Origin of the sequence: Ephemeroptericola cinctiostellae, assembly GCF_003339525.1 — a bacterium.
GTDB classification, from domain to species: Bacteria; Pseudomonadota; Gammaproteobacteria; order Burkholderiales; family Burkholderiaceae; genus Hydromonas; species Hydromonas cinctiostellae.
On the sequence record NZ_CP031124.1, the window covers coordinates 2,364,821 to 2,391,312 of the forward strand.

A 26,492-nucleotide genomic window follows, 5' to 3' on the forward strand; every position below is an offset into this window, starting at 1 on the left:
ACTCACTGAATCGTTGGAAACGCAACATTGATACCAGCATTGACTTGCGCTTTTTGCATGGCAGCCGAGGCTTTTTGTGCAGCAATATATTGATCCAGCAAGGAATGCAGCTTTAATGCATCCTCATCCTTATATGCTGAGACAATGCTGTTCAATGCAAAGTCCATATTGCCAACCATTGCTGCCAAACGTCGATTGATGAGCTGTACTGATTGCGTCATCGCCAATAAGCCCTCGTATGTATCTGGGTAAACAACGCCTGCAAAAGTATCATTTGCCATCGTGCGCTCCCTTTGCTTCTTGACTTGCCAACATTTGCACGGCGATTTCATCCGCTTTAGCATTAATCATGGCTTGGCGTTTAGCGTTAACTGTGAGCTGTTGCAGCTGCTGTTGCGTCAACTCTGCATCATGCATATCATCTACAGTAGCGATGCAGAACGCTAAACCTGCGACGATAGCAATCAGCCAATTGCGTGCAATTTCAAATATTTTTAGCTGGAATGGTGTGAAGTAGTCTTTCATATTGCTCTCCATTAAGCTGCACGCAAGTTCAGCACTTGCTTTGCAATGTCATGCACCAAGCTTTCGTCCAGTGCTTCGCCTTTATTGATGCCGTAGTCCTTGATGGCAGGTATCAAGTTCTCCATCAACATCCGCGCAGAACCTTTGCTGTACGACCAGAGTGCATCGAGCACAGGCTTATCAAGCTCACCTTGCTCATCCAGTGAGCTTTGCGCCAAGGCATCGGCATCCTCACGGCTGATCGCTGTGATCGTCTTTGGCCATAAGCACACGCGGCTGCGAATCTGGTCAAATTCGCCATGTTCTGGCATGATCAGCGCGCTCAGTTTCTCAGTACCCGCCAATACAATACCCACACCAGCCATGTCACGAATGCGGCGCAATTCATGCAAGCAACGATGGCTCATGGTTTCCGCTTCATCGATGATCAACAATCCGCCCGATGTTTCTTTGAGCCACTCAACGATAGATGCAAACCGTGAAGCGTTACTTTTGCTCTTGCCAAAGCGTTCATTGACCGATATTTTAAACGGTTCATGATCGCATCAAGCAATACACCAATCGTCATGCTGGGTGCGGCTTCAATCAAATAAGCATTTGAATTGGTTGAGACATACTCTTTCAACGCCGCTGTTTTACCCACGCCAACGTAACCAGACACAACCCCGAAGCTGCCAACAGCTTTGGCGCGGTTACACACACTGCTGATGATGCGGTAGATGTCTGTTTTTACGTACACATTAGAGCCGCTGTATTCTTGGCGACGATCATAATCATGGATGGCATCGAGCATGGCACGCAGCTGTGCGTCAGGTGGGCTGGCGTACTTACCGCGCAACACTTGGTTGACCGCTGCTGGTTTGAGGCGTGCATTGCGTGCAACCCACGTTTGCGTTTTGAGTTGTTTTTTATCGGTCACACCTTTGTTTTTATCAGTCATCCAATCGACAATCTCAGCTATTTGTTCACGGTGAACATCGGTGTAATGCGGTAATAAGTGTATCGGCTGGCCAAATGCATCTAGCTCGTTGTCATGGTTGTTGCGTTCAGTGGTTTGTGTCATGTTGCTCTCCAAGTTTTAAATCGTTTTTTAATATGTTTTTAAAACTGCTTTAATCAGTAATATCAATGATGCGTTTGCTGTTAATCCTGTCCATCACACGCTTGCTTCTGACATCAACAGGGTCGAGCAAATCGGTTCTTGGCATCTCTAAACGATCAGCGACTGTCGTCATGTCAATCGTTGATGTAGCACGCTGCGTCTTTTCGTCGATGTGTTTTTGTAAACGTTTTACTTGCCCTGTGAGGCGTTTGGCACGTCGGTCTTCGATACGGCTGGTGCTGATGACGCCTTTGCGTTCGGTGATGGTGGCGGTGCAGATGTGGCGACCGTCGAGCGTACTTATCCATGCGTGCGCATCGTCATGTAGGTCGTACTCGACCTTGACCTCTTTGCCGTCATACAGTGCGAGCTCAAGCGCAAAGTAACGACGGCTGTCAAGCGTCACACTCTGACGACGCGCCACACGCACCACACTCGGACGTGCCACCGCTTCGAGCGGCATGGCAAGCTCTACTCGTTCGAGTTGCGCCCATACCTGTGCGGGCGTCATGCCGCCGAGTGCGACGGGCATGGGTGTGTTCATGTATTGGCCAAAAAACTGTTTAAGTGAGTCGATGTATTCCGCAAGGCTGGGCAATACCCGTTTGCCAGCCTTCACTTCAGAGCTCATGCGTCGATTGGTCTCAGGTGCGGCATCATCACCGCAATACACTGTGCCATCCGCGAAAAACTTATCGTGGCGGTTACGCACCGTCTTGAACCACCGTTCCACCCAGCCTTTGCCGTGAGGGTTACCAGGGAGGGCGAATATCGCTTCAATATCAAACTTGGTATAAAACCCTACGACTTCATCAGTCATAATCTTTGACTTGTAACCTGACCCAACGTCCACGTAGATGAACAACGGATTATGATTGTGTGTGGTCAGCGCGTTGCTCAACGCAAATAAAGTAGTCGTGGTGGACTCAGATTCGCTAATCCACCAGCCCGCAAGTGCGCGTGATTTGAGGTCGAGAAATGCGGTCAACTCTGGGCGGAATGGACCACCTGTCTCAGGATGTGCCACATAGCAGTCAGCGGTGTGACCATCCGCCGCGTAGCAATCGCCGACGTGTAGGTCATCCATGCGCCGCTCCGTGTAATTTTTGTGCGTCAGTTTGTGCAGTTTTTTGCCGATGCGTTTCGCACTTTCTTTGCCAAGCGTTGCAGGCATTGACTTTAAATAGCCGCGCACTCGGTCAAAGGTCACATCGTCATATCCTTCACCGATCAAACGGTGCGCCACATCTTCATAACCAGGCTTGCTTGGTATGTTGAACAACTCAACGGCACGCGCTTCCCAGCCATAATCCTGACGCACTCGTCCCGTGTGGTTTGGCAGCAGTCCGACTTTGCCTTGCTTTTTGTAAGCAGCCAGCCAGCGTTTTAGTGTGGGCAGGCTCGGCGTCTTGCATTGACTGTCGATGGTTTGAATCGCCATCACTTGTGTTGGTGTCATTTGGTAAGACAACTGATCAAACAAAGCCTCTGCTGCTGAATTGACCTTTGCTCCATCACGTACCCACTGCGCTGCTACACCGAGCACAGCCATACGGGCATCTGCCATACGGCGTTTTGCTTCAGTTGCTTGCGCCCATGGGTCGATGTTATTCTGTGCGTGCAATTTGGCGAGTGCAGTGTTGGCATTCATTGGTGTTGGTTTGGCCAACCCGTTATCGCTGTGCTTAACCATTGCGTATCCCATCATTTACCTCAGTCTTTGGTTGGTTGTTCGCGAGTAAACTCAATACTGACGAGCTCACGCGCTGAATTTACTCACGACCTGTGGGTGATCGACTTCTTTGACCCATGTGTAGCCTGTCGAGCGTTCTTTTAGTGTCATTTGAATTTCATTTTTTTACTCCTGACATTCTTTAATGCTGTCAATCATTACGCCAAAATGTTCACCATTAAATGGGCCGTTGATCAACTCTTCGGCATCCTTAATTGCAATGTCATCAAACATTCTTTGGCACTCGTTTGACTTACTAAAAAAAAGAGTACGCTCTAACATGACCCCGTAAGCTTGTACCTGAAAAGTCAGCGTTTCATCATCGCTTTCTTGGTCAAACCCCTTGGTTACAAGGACTTGATAATTTTCACCATGGCGAGACACGTTAAATAATTTAGCAAACTCGTTTGACATTTTTATCCCTCAATCTTTAGTAGGTGCAGCCTTTGGACGGCCTTTGCCCTTTGGTTTATCTAAATCGCGCTCATATTCGCGCAGAGCCGCTTCGTGCTCATGCTCACCAATCAATTCTTTGTACTCAGTCGCGCACTTAAACAATTCTTTTTGAGTGAGGCGCTCGAGTGTGCTGTGATCACCATCGAGGTCTGCGCCGTATGCACGATGCAGTTCTGCTGCTGCGCCTTTGGCTTGGGCAATCAATCCTTGCAACGCTGCGAATGCGCTGCGTGCCGAGGACAATGCCCATTCGCCATCCAACAGGTGGATATCAGGCGTCAGTTGCGCAATCCCATTGATGGACAATTCAGCTTTTTTATACAGCGCAGCAGTCTCGAGGCGAATGTCCGAAACGTGCGGCGGTACAATGTCGCTACTATCAGCACGTGATTTGGTGGCTGCATCAAGTTGACGCTGGAGTTTTTCGTTTTCGCTTTCGGCTTTTTTGAGCTCAACCGTTGACTGGGCGCGTGCCGCTTTTTCTTCGCGGATGCGTTGCTTCAATTCGCGCACCGAAATAGCGGTGATGTCCATATCCTCATCACCGAACAAATCAGCAACCACTTCAGGATCGGCTTGTGCCAGTAGCATGACCTTGGTTTTTGGCAAGGCGAGCATTTCAGCACGCTGTTCGGGAGGCAAAGATGCTGCATACTTCGCCATGCTCATGGCTTCGTAGGCGCGTTGGTGAGGCAAGCCTGCTTCGTCCAGCAATTCACGCAAACCGTTTGTTGTAAATTTCCCCGATGCCGAACGTTCGGCATCGGTTAATTTGCTATGCGCAGCAATCAACAACAACCCTGATTCAACCACCAATGTCAACGCTTGATTGGTGGCTTGGGTAGCTATGTGAACAAGGTGGTGCACATCACCTGACAAATCCAAATCCATTTCTTGTGCCAATGAGGTCTCTAATTCAGTGAGTTCAAATCGTGCAGGCTTTACTTCTTGAACCGCCAATACACCTGCCGCATCATTAGGTTCATCGTCTATCGCTGCAAATACATTGTTTTTTTCGGTTTGCATTTTTACCTCTTTCGGTGTATTGTTTTGGTAGTGTTTTGGTATGAATTAAAGAGAAATCAAGCAGCTTCGGTGCGTTGTTCGGCTTTGATGCCGAGCGCCACAGCACAAGCGTGCGCCTTGCCATATTTGGCTTTACTGATGCCGTTGAGCACTTGGTTGACCAGCCAACGCGGGTGACCAATTTCATCAGCGACTTGCTCATACGTTTTGCCCTGCGAGATGATGCGGGCTTTGGCCGCTTCGCGGGCTTGGGCGTATTGTTGGTCGGTGGTTTTCATGGGGAACTCCTTTATTTGGACAAAGACATAGATGAATATTTCATACCCAAACGCACGCAGCGCGAAAGCGATAGCGGCAGCACTTCTTGACTTACTAAACCAATCAGACAGGGATCTGATCGCAAAGCACGCGCATCAAATCGGGCGGGCGAAATGGCGCAAAGAGCTCGCAATATTAGAGCCGCTTGCGACTGAATTAATTCATACCGCACCGCGGCATTGGAAGAAGACACTGTTGCCCGTTGCTGACATTCCTTTACTTCGGGCGCAGGCTGTGACTCAAGCGTACTGGTATGCACGGCGTGCGTACTCGTACCTGTGGTGGATGGCGGCATTTGGCATGAGTTTTGAGAAGGGAGATGTTGAGGGTATGATTTTGGGTATAGACGATGTAACTCGTTATGTCGCTGAAAAAATACCAGAAGCATCTTGGCCTTTTGTACAAGACTCGAATTGTGAGGGTGAGGACGTAAAGTATATGCAGGGGCTTGAGTACCCTTTTGGTAAGACATAACATGCTCCTTGGGTTTGGCTTAGTTGCTAATTAAAAAGGTTTTAATTACTACATGAGTGGTATTATGTAATTCATTTGAATTACTGTCAAGAATTATTTGTAATTCGTATGAATTATTTTTAACGGGATTTAAATGAGTATCGGTGAAAGAATTACTGAAGAGCGCGATAGGCTTGGTTTTAACCAAGAGGACTTTGGCTTAATTGGTGGTGTGAAAAAAAATGCACAATTTCAATATGAAAAAGACAAAAGAAGTCCGAGCGCAGAATATTTAGCAGGAATTGCCAATGCAGGCGCAGATGTAGCTTACATATTGACTGGTGTTCGCATACAGGTTTTGCCTGAAGAAAGCACATTAACGCGCGGCGAGCGTGCAACACTTGAGCACTACCGCAATACCAATGAAGAAGGTCAAAAAATAATTGAGCAAACTGCATTCTTTGCAGCGCAATCTGCGGCGAAAGCAGCAGGTAAAAAGAAAGCTTAATTACTAAAGGGCTCATATGACGATTTGCAATTGTCCTACACATCGACTGGAGGAGACGTGGCTGGATAGATATATCCATTTTCCATTGATGTTTGAATGCTTGGATTGTCGAAGTTTGTGGGTGTGTAATTGTTTTAAAAGTTATTTTTCTTATGATGATATTGTTAGGCACTTAGGTGGCAGTTTTTCAAAGGATTATGCGAGGGTTCAGTCCATGCAGTTTCGCCCTTATTTGTGTGCGATGTGCTCTATACCCAATGCCCATATACCAAGAGATATGTACTCGATTTATTTTAATCAGCTTGTGAATATGTATCTGCCATACTACACTCTGTACGCACGGCGTTGGTACGATGACTTTTCTGATTTTCCTGATCCTCAAAACGCCGACCGCAAGCAAAGAGAACGCGAACTAAAAATCCAAAACTACATTCGTAAGGTTGTGGGCTACCCGCCCAGCCCTCGTCCGTTTTATGAATATTATTTGTTGAAAATTATTCGAAAACTCGCGGCACCATCCGACGTAATACATCGCTACCGAGGCAGAGAGTTGGATGGATTAGAGCTGGATTTTTGGATACCCGATAGAATGTTAGGGATTGAGTACAACGGCGAACAACACTATAAAACCGTCGCACATTGGGGCGGAGATGAGGGGCTGAAAACCCGTAAAGCCAATGACAGGAAGAAAAAAGCTTTGTGTAAAAAATTAGGCTATCGGTTGGTTGTGCTTAACTATCGCTCACGACCTGACTACTCGGACATAGAAGAATTGTTTAAGGAAAATCCATACCGAGGCACAACGGCACTATGAAAGAAAAAGATAGTATTAAGTGGGCAAAAAAAAACGACTGAAGCTGGTAAAAATTGCAGAGAGCAATTGGCAAAATAATTGCAATGAGCGTCCCAAATACAGTCACGCGGGTTAAAAAATAGATCGGAATCTAAATGGTGATTTTAACAAATGTACGACGTGAGAAACTTTTGCTGAACTTGATGCTCGATATAAAAAATTAACTCAAATTTTAACGGCTGGTAGCGATGTGCGCGGAGAAGACTTCAATGCGCGTGGCGAATACGGCAAACCTCTGCATCGTTTACTCAAAGACAGAACTTCAATCAATAAAACTGATTTGAGCCTTGCTGTTGGTGACTTCAAGACAGTTTTGCAAGAAATTAATAAAATCAAATAGCTTAACATTAGATACGCCTGCAATTTTGCATCTCTATTTTTTATTGTAAAGGTTTAAAATGACGTCTTCATCAATACCCAAAACACTCTATTTCAAAAAAGCTACATTCTTTAAAGACAATGGGAAGTTAGTCTTGAGCTCAATGTTGTCTGCCGCAGCTAAAGAGTTTAAATTTGCTAAAGATAGACGGCAAAATAGTGATGAAAATGGTCGCTATAACAAAGTAATTCTTTGTTTCAATGATTCTGAAGGGGTTTTGTGTGGCGTGTTTGCGAGTTATGAAAAAGGTACTGCTATAGCCGCGATTGTTGAAAACGACACAGACACTGAAGTTACTATTAATCGTGTTGAAGTTCCCAAAAAAGGTGATAAGCGTCAAGAAGTTTTAGAGGGCATCTGTTTTTTTGGAGTATCAAAAAACGATGTTATCGTAATACCTTCCCGCACATTAAAGGCAAAAGACTTAGAGGCTCACTTGAATTGGTTGATTACTCAGGCCGAACAAATTACTGGTGAAAACAAACTCTATTTGGCGGAGCATATTACTAAAGACTTAAGCGACACCCTGAAAAAAACGCCTTTAACTTCAATTTCATTGGGTGATACCGCACTTAGTACAAATGTAGTTGCAGGTTCCACACCTATGGTGCAAGAACAGATTAAGCAAGTAGATCAAATAGTGATTAATGAAAAAAATGGTTGGCTTAAAGAATTTTTTTCAGGGTTAATCGGTGATAATTTTGAAAAATTAGGACTGTCTGAGGCATTAAATGAGGAAGTTGCTGTTGCCTTAACTATTAAGTTCTCTTCAAAACGAACAATAAAACAAGATAAAGTTATATCAGGATTAGCAGTCGCTTTGCGCAATGTTGACGACGAAGTAGAGCTTGGCTTGAAAGGCGGAGGCAGAATTAAAGGTGATGAGTTAAAACTCAAAAAAGCGACTACAATTAAAGGGCGTGATGGTATACCTGAGCAGGAAAAAGCTTTTGAAGCCATTCGCAAATATTTTAAACATTTAATTGAGTCAGGAACAATTAAAGCAAAATGAACCCATTTAAAAATGCCCCTCTAACTAATGCACAAAACATATTTTACGCAGCTATATTTGGCTGTGTATTTGGTGTGAGCGGATATTATTTAAATCGTTATTACCCAACAATTCAAGCGGAACTTTTAAAAACAGCTTGTGTTTTAATTGGTGTTGTTTGGGGCTTTGCAATCCATGTATATAATAAGTTGTTTGAATTAACGGATTTATCGGGGCTTTCAAGTCGACAGCACGAAAGTCTTGAGGATACTATCCATAGTCGCTTAAAGCATTTTTGGTTAAAAGCATTTTCAATTGGACTGTTAGGATTGGTTGCAATGTTCCCTTCAATTGCTAAAGAGGCTGACGGCGATAATTGTATTGTTGATTGTGTTTACAGCAGTCAGCAAGTTTATTTTTCTTACATTGCGTTTGGCATTGCTTTTTTCATTTTAATGCGCTTACTAAAAGAGCAGGAAGAAATTCGAAGGGTATGTTCTACTATAAAACAAAATGAACGAGAAGAGGCTGAGCGTAAAGAGCGATTAGCTGAACTTAAATAAAATTTCAATTGAAGACCTGCAAAATTGCAGGTCTTTTTTTTCGTCTGTGCTCTATAAACTGAAGTCGTTAGTGATGCATATTTCTAGGGCTTTAACATTGTTTAAAGCCTGTTTAATCAAAGTTTATAGGGGCATACCATGCGCGATACATTATTCCACCGTACGATTTCTTTTTTAGTTTTGGCTGTATTTTTGTTGGGTGTGGCTTTACTGGCTGAGCCTCAATTGTTTGGTGTGACTGTTTATAAGTTGGGCTTGGTGTTTGCTTCAGCATCCGCTGGCTATTGGATTGACCGTGTGACATTTCCGTACGCGCGTCCTGATAAGGTTGCTGAAGAGCATGTCGATTTTAGTGAGCCTATTCCTACTACTGAAGATGAGCACGAAGGTTTGATCGTTGGTGCTTCTTTGTACAGTCCGTTATACGGCCAAACGATGCTCCGACGCGCTGTCATCATGGCTGCTTGCATGATTTGTGTGGGTTTAGGGGCATAACCATGCGCACAGCCACTCATCTATTTGCTGAAGTACGCGCTGTGGTGCTGGCGTGTGCTTTGATGGCGGCGTTGAATTTTGCAGGATGTACACCAACACCTGTGGAGACCGCTACTGTCGCGCAGCCAACTTCGCAACCAGCCAATATCACGCCTGTTTCTGAATCTGTTGAGCCTGCTGAATCTGCATTGGTTAATGATGCTGTGGTGTTAAGCGCCGATGTATTGCCGACACAAGCCGTACAAGCCCAGCTCCCTGAAACACCTATTACAGCCGTTACGCCTGAAGTGACGGAGTCACTTGTTGCGAAGTCTGCGAACGAACCTCACCCACGCGCAGGTCCGTATAAGCATGTGCTGATCCAACAGTCGCGCAACGTGTGGGGGTTGGGTGCGCCTGTGGCTTCGTTTGCGGCACAAATTCACCAAGAGAGCCGATGGAACGCCACGGCACACAGCCCTGTTGGGGCTGTTGGGCTGACTCAGTTCATGCCTGCGACAGCGCGCTGGATAGGTACGTATGATACGCAGCTTGCCCCAGTTGATGTGTACAACCCCCGCTGGGCAATGCGTGCATTGGCGGTGTATGACAAATTTCTATATGACAAGGTCGCAGGTATCAATCCCTGCGAGCGTTTGGCTTTTGCTATGTCCGCTTACAACGGCGGACTGGGCTGGGTGAATAAACGCAAAGCACGTTCAAGCACCCCCAACGTGTGTTTTGGGGAGACATGTGACATCAATCCTGGCATCACCGCATCGAATCAACGTGAAAACGCCAATTATCCAAAGTTAATCCTCAAGCAGTTTGAGCCGATGTATGTGCGTGCTGGTTGGGGTGTGGGGGCATGTCATGCTCGATAACACAATCCGAACAAAAATCATTGAGTATGCGCTCGGTTTTGCTCTTGTAGCCATCCCATTCACTTTTATGTGGGGTTACTTCACTGGTAAATCAGCGGGTATGAGTCATGCTGATTTAGCCACAGCACAAAACCAAACCGAGCTGGCGCAGTCTAATTTGCAAGCGGTTCAAGCCCAATCTACTCAATCAAACGCAGCAGGCGAACGGCTCGCCACGACTGAACAAGCAGTCCAAGTGCGCACTCAGACACTGATTAAAGAGGTTTATAAAAATGAAAAAGTTCATCCAATTAGCAACGATTGCCGCATTGGCAGTGAGCGTGTGCGCCTGTGGAACGATGCGAACACCGCCCACAGCGCAGTTGACTCTCCATCCTCAATTACCGCCGAACGCAACGCTGCTGTGCCCTGATTTGCCAATGGTTGCCGAAAGTGCAAGCATTGATGATTTGCTGGTGAACCACATTGAGGTGGCTGGTCTGTACCATGAGTGCCGCGCTCGACATCGGGCTTTGATTGACAGTGTGAGTGCAAAGTGACCACAGAAAAAATGTTAGAGCAGTCGGAGCAGTTGACCGATGCGGTGCGTGATGAAGCGGTGTATCTAGCACAACAAGCTTTACAAGGCGAAGGATCGGATGCGTGTGGAGATTGTGGCACGTTAATCCCTATGGCACGACGTAAAGCCATGCCAAATGCGACGCGATGCGTGTATTGCCAGCAAGTTTTTGAACGTTTTAAATAGGAATAATCATGGACGATACCACCCAAATCATGCACATGCTCGGTCAAATATCGGGCAAGTTGGACGGCATGGAAAAAAATATGTCTGCCAACCATACGGCCGTCAATCAGCGACTCGATGAAATTCAAAAGTCGAATAATCAACGTTTCGATGCCCTCGAAAGCCGTGTAGAGCATGTTGAACAAGAGCAAAAATCGATGATTTGGAAAATCGCCAGTTGGTCAAGCCTTGGTGGTGCGCTGGTCGCTGGCGTGGTTCAACTTTTGCAAAACTCGACCAAATAATATGAGCAAAGCCGATAAAACACCTCAAAAGCCAGACCGTGCCGAAATGCGCACAAAGGTACGCGCTGGCTATGTACAAGGCACTGACTTGACCATCGTTGCCGCTGGTCATGGTGTGCCGTACGCCACCGCTGTGTCGTGGAAACGCGCTGACAAAGAGCGTGGGGATGATTGGGACACCGCCCGACGTGCACGACAAATGGCGGGTGCAGGTGCGCAGGAGATGTTTGGCCAAATTCTTGAAGAGGTGGGTGCGCAGTATATTTCCGCACTTGATTTGGTCAAAAAGGATGAAAAGATGTCCCCTGCAGTTCGTGGCGAGTTGTTGGTCAAGATGGTGGATGGTTTATCCAAAGCAGCCAAACTCGCAGGGCTGGTATCGCCCGAAGTCAATGAGTTGGCAACTGCGATGAAAGTGATTCGCCTACAAAACGAGTATATCGCAGAGCATCATCCTGAGATGCGTTTGCCGTTCGTCGACATGATGAGTGAGTTTGGTATTGAGTTGCCGCGTTTGCTTGGGGTACAGTGATGGCTCGTAAAAAATTATCAGGACGCTATGGATCAGAAGATTTCCTGCAAGAGCTCGAAGACTATACCAATGAGGTTCGTGACCTCATTGAGGAAGAGTGCCCATCGTTTGCGCCTGGTATAGATGCGAAACGCGCACGATCTGAACGCGCCTTGATTGATTTTTATTACTTCGCAGAAACTTATTTCCCTCACTACATCCAGTCTAAACCATCCGAATTTCATAATTTCGCGTCAAAACGTATCTGCGAAATTGTCAGTTCTCCAAAAGGCTGTAAAGAACAATGGGCGGCACCTCGTGGTGAAGCAAAGTCAACTTTGGTCACGCAGATATTGCCGATTTGGCTGGTTGTGCGCGATTCTTATCTACTTAGCAACAAGAGTCCATACAAAATCATTCCGATTGTCATGGACAGCACCGAGCAAGCACAAACCATGCTCGCTTCTATCAAGGCTGAATTTGAGAGCAATCCTCGATTAAAAAGCGACTTCGCCAAGGTATGTGGTGCAGGTCGAGTGTGGAATGTAGGCGTGATTTTGACCGCCAACAATATCAAGATTCAAGCCTTTGGTTGTGGTAAAAAAATCCGTGGCTTACGTCACGGCGCACATCGCCCAAAATTGATTATTTTGGATGACATCGAGAATGATGAAAACGTCCTTTCCAAAGAGCAGCGTGACAAAACCTACAAATACGTCACCAAGGCGGTAGTCAACCTGGGCCCACCTGATTTATCCGTACAGATTATCGCCATCAATACCATTTTGCATCACGACTCTGTTGCCAGTCGTTTGCAAAATAATCCCGCATGGAAATCCGTCCGTTTTAGCGCAATCATGCGCTGGCCTGACCGTATGGATTTATGGGATGAGTGGGAAAAAATCTATCTCGCCGAAGGTGAAGATGCGGGGCGAGAATTTTATCTAAGTAACAAAAAATTAATGGACGCAGGCGCGAAACTCAGCTGGTCAGCCATGCGTACACTCATCGGATTGATGGAGTTACGCGCTGCTGACCACGAGGCGTTCAGCTGCGAGTATCAAAACGATCCTGAAAGTACGGAGTTTGCACCGTTTAGCAATATTCAATTTTGGGTGCAACCAAGTCGTGACTGGGTATTTTTTGGTTCACACGATCCATCGCTTGGCAAGAACAATAAAAAGAGTGACCCATCGGCTTCACTTGTCGGAGGTTATGACCGTGAGTCAGGTAAGTTATGTGTAGTTGAAGCAAAGATCGCACGCATTAAACCACATATTCAAATTGTCCAGCTAATTGCCTTGCAAGACGAATATCAATGCTTGACATGGGCTATGGAGACAATCCAATTTCAAGAATTCTTTGCTGACACATTGGTCGAAAAGAGCGCGCAACAACATCAACACGTACCAATTACACCAATTACACCTAAAACAGATAAGGATTTGAGGATACTAAGCATTCAACCCTACGTTGAAAAAGGCCAGATTTTATTTTCTCAAAATTTACTTACATTGCTTGAACAATTAAAACATTATCCAGAATCAGCACATGATGATGGACCTGATGCTTTGGAAATGCTCTGGAGCATCGCGCGACAAAATATGCGTGCATTGAAAGGTATTCGCACGGGTAGGATGCGTGCGAGTCGTAAAGATATTGATTATGGACACTAAAGATGAATGACTTACTACAGTTTTTATTGCAAATATCTGGCATGTTTGATTTTATATTTTTCACAATCGTTATGGTTGCTACCCCTTTTTTACCAGTTATTTTCTTTCTTGTTTTTTTAATACATTTGGCAAATAAATCGGATGGAGATGATTGATGGCTGATAACAAATTTACAAAGCCAACCAAAGAAATGCTTGGTCAAGAAATCGCGTCAACTGGCAACGATTGGAGCTTTTTCAACAAACTATCGGCATTACCAAACCCTGACCCGATTTTACGCCGCATTGGTAAATCAGCTGAGGTGTACAACAGCATCATGGCCGATGGCCATGTCACTGGCGATGTGCGCTCGATTCGTGGCTCGTTTCGCTCGCACAGTTACCGTGTGCTTGCTGGTGATGAGAGCGATTCACGAGCACAAGATGCGCGAGAGTTGTGTGAGTATTGGTTGGAGCACATCAAGCCAAATTCAGTGGCACAAGACTGGCTGGAGGTGATGTGGCAACAGTGCTCGGCTATTTTCACGGGATATAAAGTCCATGAGGTCGTTTGGAATTACCGTGAGGGCAAGCTACTGCCAGTGTTGGTCAAAGACCGTGCCAATAATCGTTTTCGATTCGACGTCAACGGTGATTTACTGCTTATAAAACCTGACAACCCACAGGGCGTAGCCGTCGAACCGTGGCAGTTTGTGGTGAGCCGTCACATGGCAACGTGTGACAATCCTTACGGCGAGGCTCTGCTGAGTCGTTGTTTTTGGCCGTGGACGTTCAAGACAGGTGGATTCAAATACTTCATGCAGTATTGTGAGAAGTTTGGTGTGCCAGTGCCGTTTGGGCAATACCCTCAAGGTGCATCACCAAAGGAAATCGACGCGTTTGAGGACTCTCTCGCGGGGTTCATTAACAACAGCTATATCCTCGCGCCCGACGGTTCAAAACTGGAGTTGCTCACGCCTACTGGCAGTGGCTCTACATTGCCGCAAGAATCACTCATCAATCTATGTAACCGCGAAATGAGCAAGGCACTGACCAGTCAGGCAATGACGGCTGAGCTGCAAAATGTGGGTGCACGTGCTGCGAGCGAAACGGCCGCCGAGCGTCAGTTGTCGGTCAACGACGCTGACCGTGACATTGCCGCAGGCTCAATGAGTGAGATTTTTAAGTGGATTACTCTGTTTAACTTTGGCGATTCAGTTGCACCGCCTGTGCTCGAATTTTACAAAGACAGCGCAGCGAGCAAAGAGCGCGCTGAGACTTATAAAATAGCGGCTGATATGGGTTTGCGTCCAAGTCGTCGCGCCATGCTTGAAGAGCTCAATATCCCTGATGCGGTGGATGATAATGATGCGATTTTACCCAGCGTTTCCACTTCCGCACCAAATATAACCGATAAAAACGCTGTTCAAACCCAGTTTAATCAAAGCTTAAACGACGATCTAACCTTTTCGCAGGCCGATAGCAAGACCATCGCTGCCGCCAAGGCTGAGCTTGACCTTGAAAATGCGGTGATTGATGCGGTCGATGCGCAGTTTGAAGCGGATGTGATCCAACCGTTTGCTGACATGCTTGATGAGTTTGCCGCAGCGGGCAAGACTTTGGCAGAGTTCCAAGAGAGTTTGGGGGCATTTTTGGGCGGTGTTGATACTGAAAACGTCCGTGTTTTAACTGAACAAGCATTGATTTTATCGGCGTTGAACGAGATGGTTGATCATACAGAGCAATTGGCCGCAGACGAGGTGCTCAATGCCAAATAATCACTCTGCTTCTGATCGTGGCGTGACGTTTGAGCCACTCAAAAATCAAGCTGCGATTGATTTTCTCAAGAAAAAATTGCCTGAAGTGACCAAGCACTGGGATGATTGGGTTGCGCCCAGCCACGCACATAGTTTTACCATCGCTGGCGCACCGAGCGTTGATTTTGTCAAGGATATGCAAGCGGCGTTGGTTGGCAATATTGAGCAAGGGTTGACGATTGCAGATTTTCGCAAGACATTCGATGCCATTGTGAAGAAGTACGGCTGGTCATATAAAGGCGAGCGCGGTTGGCGTACTCGGGTCATTTATCAGACCAATATGCGGTCGGCTCGCATGGCGGCAAAGTGGCGCACAATTCAAGATAACAAAGATATTGCGCCATTCCTTGAGTATCTCTCTGTTTTGGACGGTAGGACGACTAAAAATTGCAAAGCATGGGACAATTTAATATTGTCTGTTGATGATGAGTTTTGGAGCACACTCTATCCGCCAAACCACTGGGGATGCCGAGCCACAGTGCGGCAATTGAGTGCCGCATCGTTGAAACGAGAAGGTAAAGCCGTAGACTCGTCGCCAAATGTCAGCACACGGGACGTTCTCAATCCGAGTACTGGCGAGGTCTATCATAACGTCCCTCACGGCATCTCGCCAGGATGGGATTACAATGTTGGGCAAGCATGGATTGCGCCTGATGTGTCTTTGGGTAAAAAATTGGCCAGATTGCCCCGTGAGTTGGCTGGTTCAGCGTATCAAAATCAAGTAAGTGATGGCTTTTTAAAGTCTGTAGATAAGTCGTGGCGTGCATTCAGAAGCAATGTTAAATCAACCCATGCCACCAATGCGATCCAGTTCGTCGGTTTGGGCAATCACAAAGTTCAAGCTGCTTTAACAGATAAAGCCGAAACAATCATGGCCAAAACAGCGGAAATAAATGCAAAGCGCGCCGCAAGTCCAGTGAACAATTTGCCTCAACTCAAACATCCAGACCTTAACCCCGAGAGTTTAGCGATGGTTGCACCTGATTTTAAAGTTGACCATTTAGAAGGCATACACAAGGCTGGCTCATCATCTCAATGGAACGCAGAATGGATTGATTCGTTACCGTCTTTGCTGCATGATTATCAGGCGGTTTTATACGACACAGATGCTCAGGCGTTGGTGTATGTGACTAAAGCTCACAAGGATGGGCGATATGCAACTGCCTACGTTAATATTAACCAATCTAAAAAGAAAATGCTTGTTTCAAACTGGGTTAAGTCTCTCAATACAAAACCATTGCAGACCCTCAATGAACCACGCTTCATTATTTTGGACGGTAGTCTGTCTATAAAATAAAAAAGCCAGTAATAAATACTGGCTTTGATTCGGTTGGGAGGTATGCCCAACGTATAACGAGGGATAAATCCGACGTCTCCGATCCAATTCTACGGTTACGAATCACGAATGCAGTTTAATCCTGTTTTTAGCTTCGGTCAAGTTTAATTGCTATTTTTCTATCAATATGTTGTCAATTTAATGGCAATTTCTCATCAATTAAATATCAATACTTCATCAATATCCTATCAATTTGGCGTTAGATTTGTATCAAATTAAATGCTTTTTAAAATACGTTTAAAAACCCTGTAAAGCCTTATTTATTGGGCATTTTCGGGCTAAATTTACCCCAATTCATTTTGTATCAATCTATCAAGCCCCCCACTTGAAGCACAACAAACTATTAAATAATTTACGGAATCGTCGCTGTAACCTAATATTACTAACCATGGCCGTCACTTCAACCGCAGCATTTGCACAGGCGCAAAATGTGAATACCATTCCTTTTAAAGTGAATCGTCAAGATACTCAATATTATGAAATTAATTTAAGTGATGCGCCTTCTGCTAACAATGTCATTTTCTTCATCAGTGGTTCGGGTTGCCAAAACATCAAAAATAAACTTTATGATTACTTTAAACCGATACACAATAAATTCGATGGGGTGCTTTACAGCTTACAAAAAATAGGCGTCAATCAAGACAGTGATGACAGCACTTGCTCAAAAGAATTTATAGAAAATGACTTTTTTGACGAGGTCGTCAAAGAACAAAATCTCTTTATTAAATCAATGTTGTCGGCTTTACCAATAAAGCCCAAACATGTGGTATTGGTTGGAGCATCTGAAGGGGCTGTGGTGGCTGCAAAAATTGCGAACATGAACAACAGCATCACCAATCTCGGTTTAATCGGCAGCGGCGGCGACTCGTTGAGGAACAATCTACGCTTACTCTCAAAAGAAAGTTTTTTATTTAGAAACCCTGATGGTAAGTTTAAAGAGATTGAGGCAAACAAAGAATCCATCGACAAGACAATTTGGGGACATAGCTATAAATATTGGAATTCAATTTTGGACGTTAATGTTGGCGACTTGGTTTACTCTTTAAATATTCCTGTTGTTATTGCGATGGGAGAGAAAGACAAGAGCGTACCGATTGAATCACTCAAAAATCTTAAAAACAATTTGGAAAATCAAGATAAACACAATATTGAGATTAATATTTATCCGAATGCAGATCACAAATTAATTGATCAATCCTTATCAAAATCGTATGGGTCTGATTTTTTAAATAAGCTACTTGACAGCTTAAAAAAACAAACAAAAAGCATCTGATCATCCATAAAAAATGAGCGCCACCCCGTGACGCTCATTGCGAACCCGCTCTCTGAAACACCATCACATATTGGTGTAATTCGGCCCACCCGAACCTTCGGGTGTGACCCACACGATGTTTTGTGTCGGGTCCTTGATATCACACGTTTTGCAATGCACGCAGTTCTGCGCATTGATTTGCAAGCGTTGCTGGCCTGCGTTGTTGGCATCATCGACAAACTCGTACACGCCTGCTGGGCAATAACGTGACTCAGGCCCCGCGTACATCGCCAAATTCACATTCACAGGAACGGATGCGTCTTTTAAAGTCAAATGCGCAGGTTGGTTTTCCTCATGGTTTGTGTTGGACACGAACACCGATGACAAACGATCAAAGGTCAAGACATTGTCTGGTTTTGGATAATTGATTGGTGTGCATTGCGCGGCAGGCAACAGGCATTCATGGTCGGCTTTGGTGCGGTGTATCGTCCACGGAAACTTGCCGCCCAGGAGTTTTTGCTCGATGCCGGTCATCACAATCGCAGCGGTACGGCCTTTTTTGAACCATTGTTTAAAATTACGCGCTTTCCACAATTCTTCTTTCAACCATGATGCATCAAATGCCGCTTCGTATTCAGGCAGCTCATCGCGCTCTCGCCCATTTTTAATGGCATCGGCAATCGCTTGCGCCGCCATCATGCCCGTCTTAATCGCGGCGTGTGAACCTTTGATGCGTGAGGCATTCAAAAAGCCCGCTTCACAGCCCACCAATACGCCACCTTTAAAGTACAGTTGCGGCAACGACAAGACGCCACCTGCCGTGATCGCACGTGCGCCATAACTCAGGCGTTTGCCGCCTTTGAGGAATTTGGCGATTTCAGGATGGGTTTTGTAGCGTTGAAATTCTTCAAACGGTGACAAATATGGATTTTGATAATCCAAGCCCACCACCAAACCCAAGGCGATTTGATTGTTGTCCAAATGATATAAGAATGAACCGCCGTAAGTGTCGCTGTCCAACGGCCAGCCCGCCGTGTGCACCACCAAACCCTGTTTATGTTGCTCAGCAGGCACCTGCCAAATTTCTTTAATGCCAATGCCATACGCCTGCGGATCACGGCCTTTGTTCAAATCAAACTTTTGCATCAATCGTTTACCCAAATGCCCACGCGCGCCTTCAGCAAACACCGTGTATTTGGCATGCAATTCCATCCCTGGTTGATACTGATCGGTCGGCTCACCGTCTTTGCCAATGCCCATATCGCCCGTGACCACGCCTTTAACCGCGCCATTGTCGTCGTACAAAATCTCAGCGGCTGAAAATCCAGGGTAAATTTCCACACCCAACGCATCCGCTTGCTCACCCATCCAACGGGCGACATTGGCGAGACTGACAATGTAGTTGCCGTGATTTTGAAAGCAATCAGGCAGCAGCCAACTGGGGGTCGATTTTGCGCCCGTTTCACTTAAAAACAAAAATTGATCTTCGGTCACTTCAACATTCAGCGGTGCACCCAGCTCTTTCCAGTTCGGAAACAATTCATTCATGGCAATCGGATCCATCACCGCACCCGACAAAACGTGTGCGCCGATTTCAGAACCTTTATCAATCAGACACACGTTCAAATCTGCATTCAGCTGTTTCAGGTGAATCGCGCTCGCCAACCCAGCAGGGCCGCCGCCGACGATGAGAACGTCATATTCCATGATGTCGCGTTCGATTGTGGTGTCCATGTGTGCTCCGAAAGAATAATTTAGTAAAGTTGTAGGATATTACCATATATGGCATCATACGCAAACAAAAAAGAACGATCGTTCTTTTATTTAAATATACACTTGTTGAATGGATGCAACACCTTCATTGAGCTGCCAGCCAAAGCTTTGTTTAAAAATGTTTATCCATGCCACTTTTTAAGTTAATATGCCATTATCAATTTTTTATGCAGCGCAACAATTAAGGAGATTTGAATGGCCAATAAAGTGTTTTCAAGTGCCCAAGCCGCATTGGCGGACATCGTACAAGATGGGCAAACCCTTGCTGTCGGTGGTTTCGGCCTGTGCGGGATTCCAGAAGCGCTAATTGCCGCACTGCGCGACACGGGCGTAAAAAATTTGACATGCATTTCCAACAATGCAGGTGTGGATGGTTTTGGCTTGGGCTTGCTGCTCGAAACCCGCCAAATCAAGAAAATGATTTCATCGTATGTGGGCGAAAATAAAGAATTTGAACGCCAATACTTGGCGGATGAACTGGAGCTCGAATTCACACCACAAGGGACCTTGGCAGAGAAATTACGTGCTGGCGGTGCAGGCATTCCTGCATTTTTCACCAAAACGGGTGTGGGCACTTTGGTTGCAGAAGGTAAAGAAGTGCGTGAATTCAATGGCGAACAATACATCATGGAGCAAGCGCTCACCGCAGACATCGCGCTGGTCAAAGCATGGAAAGCGGACAAATCAGGCAACTTAATTTTCCGTCGTACAGCACGCAATTTCAATCCGATGGTGGCCACAGCAGGTCGAATCACCGTGGTTGAGGTTGAGGAAATTGTTGAAAATGGCACGTTCGATCCCGATGCCGTGCACACGCCGGGGATTTTTGTGCAGCGCATTGTGCTCAATGCAACGCCTGAAAAACGAATCGAACAACGCACATTAAGCGCCTAACTTTCATCAACACCCGATTTATTGGAGTCACCCATGGCTTGGAACAAACAACAAATGGCCGCACGTGCGGCACAAGAGCTTGAAGATGGTTTTTATGTCAACCTCGGCATTGGCTTGCCGACCTTGGTTGCAAATTTTGTCGATGAAGACAAAGAAGTCTGGCTGCAATCCGAAAATGGCTTGCTTGGCATTGGCCCATTTCCAACTGAAGCAGAAGTCGATGCCGATTTGATCAATGCGGGCAAACAAACCATCACCACTTTACCTGGCTCATCGGTCTTTTCATCCAGCGATTCATTCGCCATGATCCGTGGCGGCCATGTGAATTTATCAATTTTGGGTGCGATGCAAGTGTCCGAAAAAGGAGACCTGGCCAACTGGATGATTCCAGGCAAAATGGTCAAAGGCATGGGCGGTGCGATGGATTTGGTCGCTGGGGTGAAGCGTGTCATTATCCTCATGGAACACACGGCCAAACGCAAAGATGGTTCTGGCGAGGACTTCAAAATTTTACCGACGTGCACATTGCCCTTGACGGGCGTGGGCGTGGTGGACCGCATCATCACCGACTTGGGTGTGTTGGATGTCACTGACGCGGGAATGAAAGTGATTGAACTTGCGCCTGACGTGACTTTTGAAGAGTTACAAAGTAAAACAGGCGTCACCTTGTTGGCATAATGTCATCGCCGTTGTTCATCAAAAAAGCCATCGATCATCGATGGCTTTTTTAGTAATTGGAAATAGTTAAAAATCATTTAAATCAATCTAAATTAACTCAGTCACATCATTTTATACATCTGTTTACAGCGGTTTCACTGGATATAAACGGATGGATGGATTGTTTTATATTTTGGCTTTATTTAGTCAGAAAAAAACCCATCATCGATGGGCTTCAAAAGAACACATAAATAATACGCATGGCATTCGGTCAATCAATCGATTAACCCGCACTGCTCCAGCTTGCTGCAATCACAGGTGACAATGTGGTGCTGTATGCCGTTGGCAAACTGGTTTGACCCGATGCAGGCGGTGAAAATGCCGACATGGCCGATACCAAAGCCTCGACATTGCTGTTGTCTAAGGTATTGCCATTGACATCCTTAAAATCACTTTGGAATGCTGCATTTTCATACCAACGGGTGTAAGTCACTTGGTTGCTGGTGCCGATCACACCCACAACCAAATCGGTGCTGCCCGATGCATGGCTGAACCACAATTGACTTGATTTCACACTGAACACGCTGACGTCATTGTCTGCATACGATGTGCCCTTGACCGTGTCATTGCCAAATGAACCCAAGAAATTATAAGTGTCGTTGCCATCACCAGCATCCAACCAGTCGTTGCCAGCTCCACCCGTAAGCGAGTCATCACCAATGCCACCAGAGACCGTGTCGTTGCCAATGCCGCCGAACAGCACGTCGGCACCATCGCCACCACTCAACACATCGTTGCCGTAGCCACCATTCAGGTAGTCATCGCCAAGGCCGCCTTGTAAGGTGTCGTTACCCAAACCACCGTCTATACGGTCATTGCCCGCATCCCCTTTGAGAAGGTCATCACCGTCACCGCCCGTCAATGTGTCATCACCCGCATTGCCATTGATCTGATCGTCGCCTGAACCGCCTTTGAGCAAATCATTACCAGCAAAACCATACATCACATCGTTGTCTGCACCACCCGATAGGGTTTCATTGCCCGAACCACCGATGAGAAAATCGGTGCCATTACCGCCCATCAAATAGTTTGCCCCGTCTCCACCCATTAAAATGTCATTGCCATCGTCGCCTTTCAGCACATCATCACCTGCCGCGCCGATCAGTGTATCGGCACCTTGGTTGCCATTCATGGTGTCGTTGCCTGCTTTCCCCACAAGGATGTCGTCGCCCGCTCGACCAATCAGTTGACTGCCCTCGGCCAAGGCAGTCAAAATATCGGCAGCAGCCGTGCCATCGATAACACTGGCAGCTGTTGCAGTCAAGATGCTGTAATTGATGATGTTTTCCAGTGAGTCTTCAGCACCCAATGTCAGCTCATTTGTTGAGTCTGTTATAGCCATGATTATCCCTTTGATTAAAGTCAAATTAAAATTAAAGTTAAGGAAATGCAAAATGAGCCCGCCTGAAATGCTTCTGCAACATAAAAACAAGCAGAGAACCTCGCAAACATTCACCTGAATCGCATGATTTTATTTAATTTTCCTGAGGGTTTTCCTCATCAAAAATTCAACTTAAATCACAAATCACAAAAGAGATGCGAAGTGTCATTCCAATAAAGGTCTTTCCCACATTTCCTTAACAAGCAAAAAAGCAACACCACAATAACTTGTGCTGTTGCCACCAAGCAGCATTGACCGCCGCGCAGTTCTCAATTTTTATACCCATTTACATCCAGTTGGCTGCAATCACTGGACTCAAAGCCGTGTTATAGGCAGTGGGCAAGCTGGTTTGGCCTGCGGCAGGCGGCGTAAATGCAGCCATTGCCGACACCAAAGACTCCACTTTGCTGTTGTCTAACGATTTGCCATTGACATCCATGAAATCACCTTGAAACAAGGTATTTTCATACCAACGGGTATACGTCACTTGATTGCTCGTGCCGATCACACCAACCACCAAACTGGTGCTCCCAGCCGCATGGCTGAACCACAACTGACTGGCACTGACACTGAACACACTCGCATCAACGTCACTGAAAGATGTGCCTTTGACCGTATCGCTACCAAAAGAACCCAAGAATTTGTAAGTGTCGTCACCAGCCCCACCATCCAGCCAATCGTTGCCTGCACCACCATAAATCACATCGGCACCATTACCGCCAGAAACAACATCATCCCCTGTGCCGCCGTACAGCACGTCAGCGCCATCGCCGCCACTCAAGACATCATCACCAGCCCCACCATTCAGGAAGTCACTGCCAGCGCCCCCTTGCAAAGTGTCATTGCCCAAACCACCATCCAAGCTGTCATCCCCCAAATCACCTTTGATGAAATCATCGCCCGTACCACCCGCCATGGTGTCATTACCAGCATTGCCATTCATCACATCATTGCCAGCACCGCCGCGGAGTACATCATCGCCAGAAAGACCGACAAGCGTGTCATCGCCTTTGGCGCCAGACAAAGTATCATCGCCCGCTCCACCATTCAATGAATCGGCCCCATTACCACCCATCAAGTAATCGTCGCCTGCACCGCCGCTAATGACATCGGCGCCAGCATCCCCTTTTAGGACATCGTCACCTGCACCACCTTTAATGGCATCCGCCCCTTGATTGCCGTTCACCGTGTCGTCACCCGCACCACCTGTGATGCTGTCACTCCCTGCGCGACCAATCAGCTGTGTGTCACCAGAACCAGCCATCAATGTGTCGTTGCCAGATGTACCATCAATAATTGTTGCCATGATATTAACCTCCCAGTTAAATTTAAAACATCACAAAAAATTGTCAATCGATTCACAGTGGGCTTGTGAAGTCAGTCAAAAGAATCAACAACACCCACACATATAATATACTCCAAAATATACAAAATAATTGTTTTTTATAGATTTTCAACAAATATTTTAATCATATGGAAAATCATTGAATTTTGGCTCAAATTGAGATTAAACCTAAGAAATAAATTTCAATTCACTTAATAACTATTTGATTTATTTACAATAAAATTATTTTCTGTAAAAAGAACAAACCTATTATTCACTATTGAGATAGTGTTTATTAAAAAATAAAAAACAACATATTTGACAATCTATTTTTAAATATATAAATTCACAAGCCAGCCTCTTTGAGAAATTGTGTCAACAAGTCGACCCGCCGTTGGGCATAGGCTTGCTCAATGGCATTCAACAATTGATTACCCTTGAGCACCGTTTTAAAATTTAAGGCCTCTGGACTGTCCAAATCGCCCATCAATTGAACCAATGTGCCATCACTGCCCAAATAACCAGACAGTTGTGCAAGCCGTTCTTTTTCTGCATTTCTCAACTTAACCGCACTTGCAATCATATTGGCCAGCTCCTTTGGCATGCCATTGACCTGATTGCCCTTCCATTTCATATAACTGTCGCGCGATGCATCCAGCAATCGATTGCTGACCACAGCACCGAGGTTATAACGTGCATTGACTGAGAAATAAGGATCCACTTGATTGCTGTCACTGTTATTACTGGTATTGTTTGTGTTGCTGAGGGTTTTTTTAAGCCCCGCTTGCACTTCCAACCCCCAATTGCCTTGCTTTTCCAACTGAGTTAAATTGGCTTGACGCCCCGCTTCTGCTTGCCACATGTTCTTTAACAGGTCATTGAGGGAAACCCCTTTGCGCCACTGACTGGTTCGACGCACTGCGGCCAACTCACGCTTGGTTTGCTGCGCCATCGTTTCCACTTTTCGCACCAAGGTTTGTGCATTGTACAAATCGATCACTGTTGCATTCTGAGTCCGCACCTGTTGTTTCAGCTTATCCATGATCGGCTGCATCTGATTGCTCGCTTGATCAAACAAGCCCAACTTGTACGTCAATGCTTGCTCGTCGAGGCCTGCAAGTGCATACTGGACAACGTTTTGCATTTGTAGACTCAAGCGATACACCTCGCATTCGTTGTCCGCCAGACGACGCACATAACGGCTTTTATTTAAATCAACCAAATCTTTTGATAAACTGACCACCATTTTGGTCTGGCTTTTTTTATTTTCAGTGCTGTTGTTGTCCACTCGAATGTTCAAATCGGGTGAACGCAAGGTGATGATTTGAGCCTTGGCTTTTTGCATGATGTATGTGCAATACGCTTGTGCATCAACCGCCTCATCGGCCGCATCAGCCCCTTGCGCCCATGCATGAGGTGCATGAAACACCCCCACCAATGCCAATACCACTCCAAAGGTCAGGCCAAATGATTTCTTTTTCATGCCTGCTCCTTAAAACAACAATGGGCGGTGATCGATGAAAGCGATGTCCTTTTGAGCATCTTTTTCTTCCTCAAAATTGACCCCCACAAACCGCCCCTTGAGATCGGTTTTAAACATCGGGTGGCGCGCATACTCTTCCGCCTCATAGACCCTGGTGATTTGACCCGATTGGGCGCAGAAAATCATTTTTAAGTAACAGGTGTAAATCGGTGCCCCTTCATGCACACCCCCCATGTTTTCATAGGGCACAAAAATCACATTGGTTGGGTGACGGATCGCCAAAAGGTATGGACTGTCCTTTAGGCCTTCCAACGTCTTATCACTGCTGGCGATGTTCTTTTCCAAATCCGCATTGCTTGCCTTCAACTTCAAAATGTCATTTTTCAATTGAACAAGCTTGATGTTCAACTCGGCCCCTTGACTGACCGATACAATCGCAGCCAAATTGCTGTCACCGCCACTTAAGGTGTTGGCGGCACTTGCCATTTCACCTGTTTGACTTTTCAACTGCTGAATTTGCGCTTTGTCATTGATCATCGTTGAACTGAGTGCATACAAAGACAAACGTTGACTGGCCGCTTGTTGCTTGGTGATTAACCCCAATCGAAGCTCTCGGTCGATGCTTTTCAAGCTGGCCTGAGCCGCATCGAGATTGCCTTTATTGCTCAAAAAGGCATGTTGTTTTTCATTCACCACTGCGGCCATGTCTTTGCCCGCATGTGCATAGCGCTGCGCTTGAGCATTCATACTCTGTGATAAGCGTTCATTCAAACCTATCGTGCTTTCCAAGAGGGCTTGTTTGCTTTTGAGCTCTTCCGCATTGGTCATCAACTCAATTTTTTGCTTGCTTAAGTTTTGCTCAAAAGAGGACACTTGAGACAAATGGCCAATCACTTTGTCTTGGGTCGGCGACAACACCAGAGGGATCGACCAATTCGAGTTGCTGCTGAAGAACAACACCGACAAGGCGTACCATAATATGGCGCAAACCAAACCAGCCAAAAAGATAAAGCCAATGATGCGATAGAGGTGCAAATAAATATTTTGTAATTTCATA

General features: G+C 46.0%; 30 protein-coding genes. 17 read left to right on the plus strand and 13 right to left on the minus strand.

The genetic code is table 11. The features are described 5' to 3' along the window. Window positions 1-2: 2 nt before the first annotated feature. From DTO96_RS10745 to DTO96_RS10780, 8 genes are all read right to left on the minus strand, one after another. The gene (locus tag DTO96_RS10745) at window positions 3-281 is read right to left on the minus strand and encodes a hypothetical protein (RefSeq protein ID WP_114563494.1); all 279 of its coding nucleotides are present in this window, start codon (window positions 279-281) and stop codon (window positions 3-5) included. After that, on the minus strand, window positions 271-525 hold the full coding sequence (locus DTO96_RS10750; RefSeq protein ID WP_114563495.1) for a hypothetical protein: 255 nt from the start codon (window positions 523-525) through the stop codon (window positions 271-273). The genes DTO96_RS10745 and DTO96_RS10750 overlap by 11 nt, the downstream gene beginning before the upstream one ends. Before the next feature lie 11 nt (window positions 526-536). After that, window positions 537-959: an AAA family ATPase gene (locus DTO96_RS10755; protein ID WP_264080572.1), complete on the minus strand. Its 423-nt coding sequence runs from the start codon at window positions 957-959 to the stop codon at window positions 537-539. Continuing rightward, window positions 953-1,588 carry a hypothetical protein gene (locus DTO96_RS10760; RefSeq protein WP_114563497.1) on the minus strand — a complete coding sequence of 212 codons (636 nt, stop codon included), beginning with the start codon at window positions 1,586-1,588 and terminating at the stop codon, window positions 953-955. Before DTO96_RS10760 ends, DTO96_RS10755 begins: the two co-directional genes overlap by 7 nt. A 49-nt stretch (window positions 1,589-1,637) precedes the next feature. Further along, window positions 1,638-3,335 (minus strand): Mu transposase C-terminal domain-containing protein, encoded by a 1,698-nt coding sequence (locus tag DTO96_RS10765; protein WP_225972495.1) that lies wholly within the window; start codon window positions 3,333-3,335, stop codon window positions 1,638-1,640. A 150-nt stretch (window positions 3,336-3,485) separates the two neighbouring features. Then, window positions 3,486-3,773, minus strand: coding sequence for a hypothetical protein (locus tag DTO96_RS10770; protein WP_114563498.1), 288 nt, complete (start codon window positions 3,771-3,773; stop codon window positions 3,486-3,488). A 9-nt stretch (window positions 3,774-3,782) separates the two neighbouring features. Continuing rightward, window positions 3,783-4,841: a hypothetical protein gene (locus DTO96_RS10775; RefSeq protein WP_114563499.1), complete on the minus strand. Its 1,059-nt coding sequence runs from the start codon at window positions 4,839-4,841 to the stop codon at window positions 3,783-3,785. Between the two features lie 56 nt (window positions 4,842-4,897). Further along, the gene (locus tag DTO96_RS10780; protein WP_114563500.1) at window positions 4,898-5,119 is read right to left on the minus strand and encodes a helix-turn-helix domain-containing protein; all 222 of its coding nucleotides are present in this window, start codon (window positions 5,117-5,119) and stop codon (window positions 4,898-4,900) included. 31 nt (window positions 5,120-5,150) lie between these two features. On the opposite strand from DTO96_RS10780, the gene DTO96_RS10785 reads away from it, so the two are divergent. From DTO96_RS10785 to DTO96_RS10855, 15 genes are all read left to right on the plus strand, one after another. Continuing rightward, window positions 5,151-5,633: a hypothetical protein gene (locus DTO96_RS10785; protein ID WP_114563501.1), complete on the plus strand. Its 483-nt coding sequence runs from the start codon at window positions 5,151-5,153 to the stop codon at window positions 5,631-5,633. Between the two features lie 133 nt (window positions 5,634-5,766). Beyond that, window positions 5,767-6,120: a helix-turn-helix domain-containing protein gene (locus tag DTO96_RS10790; RefSeq protein WP_114563502.1), complete on the plus strand. Its 354-nt coding sequence runs from the start codon at window positions 5,767-5,769 to the stop codon at window positions 6,118-6,120. A 214-nt stretch (window positions 6,121-6,334) separates the two neighbouring features. Continuing rightward, window positions 6,335-6,934 carry a PDDEXK family nuclease gene (locus DTO96_RS10795; protein WP_114563503.1) on the plus strand — a complete coding sequence of 200 codons (600 nt, stop codon included), beginning with the start codon at window positions 6,335-6,337 and terminating at the stop codon, window positions 6,932-6,934. A 437-nt stretch (window positions 6,935-7,371) separates the two neighbouring features. Beyond that, on the plus strand, window positions 7,372-8,364 hold the full coding sequence (locus tag DTO96_RS10800) for a hypothetical protein (RefSeq protein ID WP_114563504.1): 993 nt from the start codon (window positions 7,372-7,374) through the stop codon (window positions 8,362-8,364). Then, window positions 8,361-8,906 carry a hypothetical protein gene (locus DTO96_RS10805; RefSeq protein ID WP_114563505.1) on the plus strand — a complete coding sequence of 182 codons (546 nt, stop codon included), beginning with the start codon at window positions 8,361-8,363 and terminating at the stop codon, window positions 8,904-8,906. Before DTO96_RS10800 ends, DTO96_RS10805 begins: the two co-directional genes overlap by 4 nt. Before the next feature lie 138 nt (window positions 8,907-9,044). Continuing rightward, on the plus strand, window positions 9,045-9,401 hold the full coding sequence (locus tag DTO96_RS10810) for a putative holin (protein WP_114563506.1): 357 nt from the start codon (window positions 9,045-9,047) through the stop codon (window positions 9,399-9,401). Window positions 9,402-9,403: 2 nt separating this feature from the next. Continuing rightward, window positions 9,404-10,264, plus strand: coding sequence for a transglycosylase SLT domain-containing protein (locus tag DTO96_RS10815; protein ID WP_225972496.1), 861 nt, complete (start codon window positions 9,404-9,406; stop codon window positions 10,262-10,264). Continuing rightward, the gene (locus tag DTO96_RS10820) at window positions 10,254-10,676 is read left to right on the plus strand and encodes a hypothetical protein (RefSeq protein ID WP_157964423.1); all 423 of its coding nucleotides are present in this window, start codon (window positions 10,254-10,256) and stop codon (window positions 10,674-10,676) included. The genes DTO96_RS10815 and DTO96_RS10820 overlap by 11 nt, the downstream gene beginning before the upstream one ends. 123 nt (window positions 10,677-10,799) lie before the next feature. Continuing rightward, complete coding sequence (locus tag DTO96_RS10825) at window positions 10,800-11,009, plus strand: TraR/DksA C4-type zinc finger protein (protein WP_225972497.1); 210 nt, start codon at window positions 10,800-10,802, stop codon at window positions 11,007-11,009. Window positions 11,010-11,017: 8 nt separating this feature from the next. Further along, window positions 11,018-11,293: a hypothetical protein gene (locus DTO96_RS10830; protein WP_114563508.1), complete on the plus strand. Its 276-nt coding sequence runs from the start codon at window positions 11,018-11,020 to the stop codon at window positions 11,291-11,293. A gap of 1 nt (window position 11,294) precedes the next feature. Continuing rightward, window positions 11,295-11,825 carry a DUF1804 family protein gene (locus tag DTO96_RS10835; protein ID WP_114563509.1) on the plus strand — a complete coding sequence of 177 codons (531 nt, stop codon included), beginning with the start codon at window positions 11,295-11,297 and terminating at the stop codon, window positions 11,823-11,825. Further along, on the plus strand, window positions 11,825-13,480 hold the full coding sequence (gene terL, locus DTO96_RS10840; protein ID WP_114563510.1) for a phage terminase large subunit: 1,656 nt from the start codon (window positions 11,825-11,827) through the stop codon (window positions 13,478-13,480). Before DTO96_RS10835 ends, terL begins: the two co-directional genes overlap by 1 nt. 154 nt (window positions 13,481-13,634) lie before the next feature. Beyond that, window positions 13,635-15,236, plus strand: coding sequence for a DUF935 domain-containing protein (locus tag DTO96_RS10845; protein WP_114563511.1), 1,602 nt, complete (start codon window positions 13,635-13,637; stop codon window positions 15,234-15,236). 85 nt (window positions 15,237-15,321) lie between these two features. Beyond that, window positions 15,322-16,572, plus strand: a complete 1,251-nt coding sequence (locus DTO96_RS10850) for a phage head morphogenesis protein (RefSeq protein ID WP_225972605.1) — start codon at window positions 15,322-15,324, stop codon at window positions 16,570-16,572. Window positions 16,573-16,999: 427 nt separating this feature from the next. Next, entirely contained in the window at window positions 17,000-17,884 is an 885-nt protein-coding gene (locus DTO96_RS10855; protein WP_114563513.1) for a prolyl oligopeptidase family serine peptidase, read from the plus strand. A gap of 63 nt (window positions 17,885-17,947) precedes the next feature. On the opposite strand, the gene DTO96_RS10860 is transcribed toward DTO96_RS10855, so the two are convergent. Then, entirely contained in the window at window positions 17,948-19,597 is a 1,650-nt protein-coding gene (locus DTO96_RS10860) for an electron transfer flavoprotein-ubiquinone oxidoreductase (RefSeq protein WP_192878989.1), read from the minus strand. 234 nt (window positions 19,598-19,831) lie between these two features. Here DTO96_RS10860 and DTO96_RS10865 point away from each other — a divergent pair, with 234 nt between their 5' ends. Beyond that, entirely contained in the window at window positions 19,832-20,530 is a 699-nt protein-coding gene (locus tag DTO96_RS10865; RefSeq protein ID WP_114563514.1) for a CoA transferase subunit A, read from the plus strand. A gap of 33 nt (window positions 20,531-20,563) precedes the next feature. Then, on the plus strand, window positions 20,564-21,208 hold the full coding sequence (locus DTO96_RS10870; RefSeq protein ID WP_114563515.1) for a 3-oxoacid CoA-transferase subunit B: 645 nt from the start codon (window positions 20,564-20,566) through the stop codon (window positions 21,206-21,208). Window positions 21,209-21,470: 262 nt separating this feature from the next. Here DTO96_RS10870 and DTO96_RS10875 read toward each other — a convergent pair whose 3' ends face one another. The 4 genes from DTO96_RS10875 to DTO96_RS10890 all read right to left on the minus strand — a co-directional run bounded on the left by DTO96_RS10875 (window position 21,471) and on the right by DTO96_RS10890 (window position 26,491). Next, complete coding sequence (locus tag DTO96_RS10875; protein ID WP_114563516.1) at window positions 21,471-22,589, minus strand: calcium-binding protein; 1,119 nt, start codon at window positions 22,587-22,589, stop codon at window positions 21,471-21,473. 325 nt (window positions 22,590-22,914) lie between these two features. Beyond that, window positions 22,915-23,934 (minus strand): calcium-binding protein, encoded by a 1,020-nt coding sequence (locus DTO96_RS10880; protein ID WP_114563517.1) that lies wholly within the window; start codon window positions 23,932-23,934, stop codon window positions 22,915-22,917. 364 nt (window positions 23,935-24,298) lie between these two features. Then, window positions 24,299-25,435, minus strand: coding sequence for a hypothetical protein (locus DTO96_RS10885; protein ID WP_114563518.1), 1,137 nt, complete (start codon window positions 25,433-25,435; stop codon window positions 24,299-24,301). A 9-nt stretch (window positions 25,436-25,444) separates the two neighbouring features. Next, a complete protein-coding gene (locus DTO96_RS10890) occupies window positions 25,445-26,491 on the minus strand; it encodes a hypothetical protein (RefSeq protein WP_114563519.1) in 1,047 nt (348 codons plus the stop codon). Window position 26,492: the final 1 nt, after the last annotated feature.

Bases quoted from the DNA above. Each gene is read 5' to 3' on its own strand.
- DTO96_RS10800 (WP_114563504.1), top strand. From the start codon at position 7,372: ATGACGTCTTCATCAATACCCAAAACACTCTATTTCAAAAAAGCTACA.
- DTO96_RS10855 (WP_114563513.1), top strand. From the start codon at position 17,000: ATGGCCGTCACTTCAACCGCAGCATTTGCACAGGCGCAAAATGTGAAT.
- DTO96_RS10820 (WP_157964423.1), top strand. From the start codon at position 10,254: ATGCTCGATAACACAATCCGAACAAAAATCATTGAGTATGCGCTCGGT.
- DTO96_RS10785 (WP_114563501.1), top strand. From the start codon at position 5,151: ATGAATATTTCATACCCAAACGCACGCAGCGCGAAAGCGATAGCGGCA.
- DTO96_RS10795 (WP_114563503.1), top strand. From the start codon at position 6,335: ATGCAGTTTCGCCCTTATTTGTGTGCGATGTGCTCTATACCCAATGCC.
- DTO96_RS10760 (WP_114563497.1), bottom strand. From the start codon at position 1,588: ATGACACAAACCACTGAACGCAACAACCATGACAACGAGCTAGATGCA.
- DTO96_RS10765 (WP_225972495.1), bottom strand. From the start codon at position 3,335: ATGATGGGATACGCAATGGTTAAGCACAGCGATAACGGGTTGGCCAAA.
- DTO96_RS10880 (WP_114563517.1), bottom strand. From the start codon at position 23,934: ATGGCAACAATTATTGATGGTACATCTGGCAACGACACATTGATGGCT.
- DTO96_RS10885 (WP_114563518.1), bottom strand. From the start codon at position 25,435: ATGAAAAAGAAATCATTTGGCCTGACCTTTGGAGTGGTATTGGCATTG.
- DTO96_RS10790 (WP_114563502.1), top strand. From the start codon at position 5,767: ATGAGTATCGGTGAAAGAATTACTGAAGAGCGCGATAGGCTTGGTTTT.
- DTO96_RS10860 (WP_192878989.1), bottom strand. From the start codon at position 19,597: ATGGACACCACAATCGAACGCGACATCATGGAATATGACGTTCTCATC.
- terL (WP_114563510.1), top strand. From the start codon at position 11,825: ATGGCTCGTAAAAAATTATCAGGACGCTATGGATCAGAAGATTTCCTG.
- DTO96_RS10845 (WP_114563511.1), top strand. From the start codon at position 13,635: ATGGCTGATAACAAATTTACAAAGCCAACCAAAGAAATGCTTGGTCAA.
- DTO96_RS10865 (WP_114563514.1), top strand. From the start codon at position 19,832: ATGGCCAATAAAGTGTTTTCAAGTGCCCAAGCCGCATTGGCGGACATC.
- DTO96_RS10890 (WP_114563519.1), bottom strand. From the start codon at position 26,491: ATGAAATTACAAAATATTTATTTGCACCTCTATCGCATCATTGGCTTT.
- DTO96_RS10815 (WP_225972496.1), top strand. From the start codon at position 9,404: ATGCGCACAGCCACTCATCTATTTGCTGAAGTACGCGCTGTGGTGCTG.
- DTO96_RS10870 (WP_114563515.1), top strand. From the start codon at position 20,564: ATGGCTTGGAACAAACAACAAATGGCCGCACGTGCGGCACAAGAGCTT.
- DTO96_RS10830 (WP_114563508.1), top strand. From the start codon at position 11,018: ATGGACGATACCACCCAAATCATGCACATGCTCGGTCAAATATCGGGC.
- DTO96_RS10875 (WP_114563516.1), bottom strand. From the start codon at position 22,589: ATGGCTATAACAGACTCAACAAATGAGCTGACATTGGGTGCTGAAGAC.
- DTO96_RS10810 (WP_114563506.1), top strand. From the start codon at position 9,045: ATGCGCGATACATTATTCCACCGTACGATTTCTTTTTTAGTTTTGGCT.
- DTO96_RS10835 (WP_114563509.1), top strand. From the start codon at position 11,295: ATGAGCAAAGCCGATAAAACACCTCAAAAGCCAGACCGTGCCGAAATG.
- DTO96_RS10775 (WP_114563499.1), bottom strand. From the start codon at position 4,841: ATGCAAACCGAAAAAAACAATGTATTTGCAGCGATAGACGATGAACCT.
- DTO96_RS10805 (WP_114563505.1), top strand. From the start codon at position 8,361: ATGAACCCATTTAAAAATGCCCCTCTAACTAATGCACAAAACATATTT.
- DTO96_RS10780 (WP_114563500.1), bottom strand. From the start codon at position 5,119: ATGAAAACCACCGACCAACAATACGCCCAAGCCCGCGAAGCGGCCAAA.
- DTO96_RS10770 (WP_114563498.1), bottom strand. From the start codon at position 3,773: ATGTCAAACGAGTTTGCTAAATTATTTAACGTGTCTCGCCATGGTGAA.
- DTO96_RS10745 (WP_114563494.1), bottom strand. From the start codon at position 281: ATGGCAAATGATACTTTTGCAGGCGTTGTTTACCCAGATACATACGAG.
- DTO96_RS10750 (WP_114563495.1), bottom strand. From the start codon at position 525: ATGAAAGACTACTTCACACCATTCCAGCTAAAAATATTTGAAATTGCA.